The 1943-nt window shown below is 53.2% G+C and carries 5 protein-coding genes; all 5 read left to right on the top strand.

The features are described from left to right. Positions 1-315, top strand: a 315-nt coding sequence (gene mtrC / locus BP727_RS00090; RefSeq protein ID WP_286856656.1) for a tetrahydromethanopterin S-methyltransferase subunit MtrC, incomplete at its 5' end; no start/stop codon positions are given. A 12-nt stretch (positions 316-327) separates the two neighbouring features. Next, entirely contained in the window at positions 328-678 is a 351-nt protein-coding gene (locus tag BP727_RS00085) for a tetrahydromethanopterin S-methyltransferase subunit B (RefSeq protein ID WP_286856654.1), read from the top strand. A 2-nt stretch (positions 679-680) separates the two neighbouring features. After that, positions 681-1412, top strand: a complete 732-nt coding sequence (mtrA, locus tag BP727_RS00080) for a tetrahydromethanopterin S-methyltransferase subunit A (RefSeq protein WP_286856652.1) — start codon at positions 681-683, stop codon at positions 1410-1412. A gap of 1 nt (position 1413) precedes the next feature. After that, complete coding sequence (locus BP727_RS00075) at positions 1414-1641, top strand: tetrahydromethanopterin S-methyltransferase subunit F (RefSeq protein WP_286856650.1); 228 nt, start codon at positions 1414-1416, stop codon at positions 1639-1641. Between the two features lie 3 nt (positions 1642-1644). Further along, positions 1645-1902, top strand: coding sequence for a tetrahydromethanopterin S-methyltransferase subunit MtrG (mtrG, locus tag BP727_RS00070; RefSeq protein ID WP_286856648.1), 258 nt, complete (start codon positions 1645-1647; stop codon positions 1900-1902). Positions 1903-1943: the final 41 nt, after the last annotated feature.

Genomic DNA, 1943 nt, shown 5'->3' with positions numbered 1-1943 from the left:
GATGTTCTTATGACCGGCTACATCGCCATCATCTTCATTGCCGGAGGCCTTGCTATCCTGCATCCTTTCAATGCCAATCTCGGCCCGGATGAGAAGCAGGATAGGACCCTGGTCAATGCGATAATGGTCAGCGGAATCGCCATGATCACCACGGGAATTGCCGCCTTGCTCACGCAGGGCCTGGCTGCGGGACTTCTGCAACTTATAATCGGCTTTGCCATATGGTTCTACTTCTTCAGGATGTACTACCGTCTGGTCAAGAGGGATGCATCCGCAGTCGTTGGAACAGGACTATTGCCGCCAACGGTGCAGTGAGGTGTTCTAGATATGGGATTTGTTAGAGTTTCACCGGAACTGGGCCTGATCTTCGACCCCATGAAAGGTGTGGTCTCGGAGCAGAGGGCGGACGTGGTCTTGTTCACCTTCGACCCAGTCTATGAGAAAATAGAAAAACTGGACAAAGTGGCTGACGACCTTGTGAATCAGCTTGTGCCGGACAATGAGCTACTGTCCTCGTACGCCAACCGAGGCAAAGCATCATACATAGCAGGTTTATACACCAACATCTGGATGGGATTTATCATAGGTCTGGTGCTGTCCTTCGTGTTGCTGCTATCTATGGCGTTCACCAATCCGGCCACATTTGAGATCGCCAAGAAAGCTCTCGGAGGTGCTTAGAGATGGTTCTTAAAAAGAAGCCTTCTGATCCCTGGCCGACGATCACAGGCGAGTATGAGGTGGGAAATCCGGAGAGCCCGGTCGCAGTATGTACCTGCGGATCGCACCTTCATAATGCCGATCTGATCAAGGCAGGAGCAGCACTGGCCGGGCCCTGCAAGACCGAGAACATCGGCATAGAGAAGATGGTGGCCAATGTCATCTCCAACCCCAACATCAGGTACGTCCTGATCACGGGAATGGAGGTCAAGGGGCATATCACCGGTCAAGCGGTAGAGGCCTTCACTCAGAGCGGAATCGACAAGGAAGGCAGGATCATCGGAGCCAAGGGAGCCATTCCCTTCATCCAGAACCTGACCCCTGAGGCCATTGAGCGCTGGAAGAATCAGGTCGAAGCGATCATGATGCTGAACACCGAGGACATTGGGGCCATTACCAGCAAGGTCAAGGAGCTGGCCAGCAAAGACCCAGGTGCTCTTGATGTCGAGCCCATGGCCATCGAGATCAAAGAGGGCGGAGAAGAAGAAGAGGCAGGCGGCCTCAAGCCCATGGCGGCAGAGATGGTGGAGGTAAGGGGAAGGATGCGCGGCATAGATGCCACCGTGACCAACGTCGGCCTCCTCAACAAGCTCCAGGCGGGCATTTATGTCGGCAAGATCGAGGGCATTGCCCTGGGCATGACGGTGGTCCTGGTCCTCTTTGGATTGATTCTCAGAGTGGCAGGAGGAATGTAAAATGGCAGAAGAGATTGCATATGGCCAGGGATTGCCCGCGGTGATAGAGCCAAACATGCCCATGATCGACGCGATTGTGGAGGATGTCCGGTATAAAGGCCAGCTTCTGGCCAGGGAGACCAAGCTGAGCTCGGGTGTTATGTCCACGGTCTCCATAGGGTTTGCCATCGGCTTTGTCCTCGCTATTGTGATGATGCTGGGGCCTTTTGCCTTCATGGGAGGGATTTGAACCATGCCAGAAAATATGCCAGAAGATACCAAGCCGGTAGTACCCGTTGCTGTGGTCGATCCTGATCAGCTCAGAGATGTGATGGCAAGGCTGGAGAAGATAGAGGAGAAGATAGAGTTCTACTCCTCAGAGAAGTATATGAGAGCCGGCAAATCCATCGGCAGAGATCTGGGCATGGCCTATGGTATCTGCGCAGGATTGATCCTGGTCTTAGCATACATACTGTTCGTTTACGCAGGCAATTGGAAGGCGGTGATTTGAATGTTCAGATTTGATAGAAAGCAAGAAGTCTTCGATTTCGG

It is taken from the genome of Methanosaeta sp. UBA356, assembly GCF_002496465.1.
In the GTDB taxonomy this organism is placed as follows: Archaea; Halobacteriota; Methanosarcinia; order Methanotrichales; family Methanotrichaceae; genus Methanothrix; species Methanothrix soehngenii.
The sequence above is the reverse complement of the archived record's forward strand: the minus strand, read 5'-3'. Positions and strand labels throughout refer to the sequence as shown.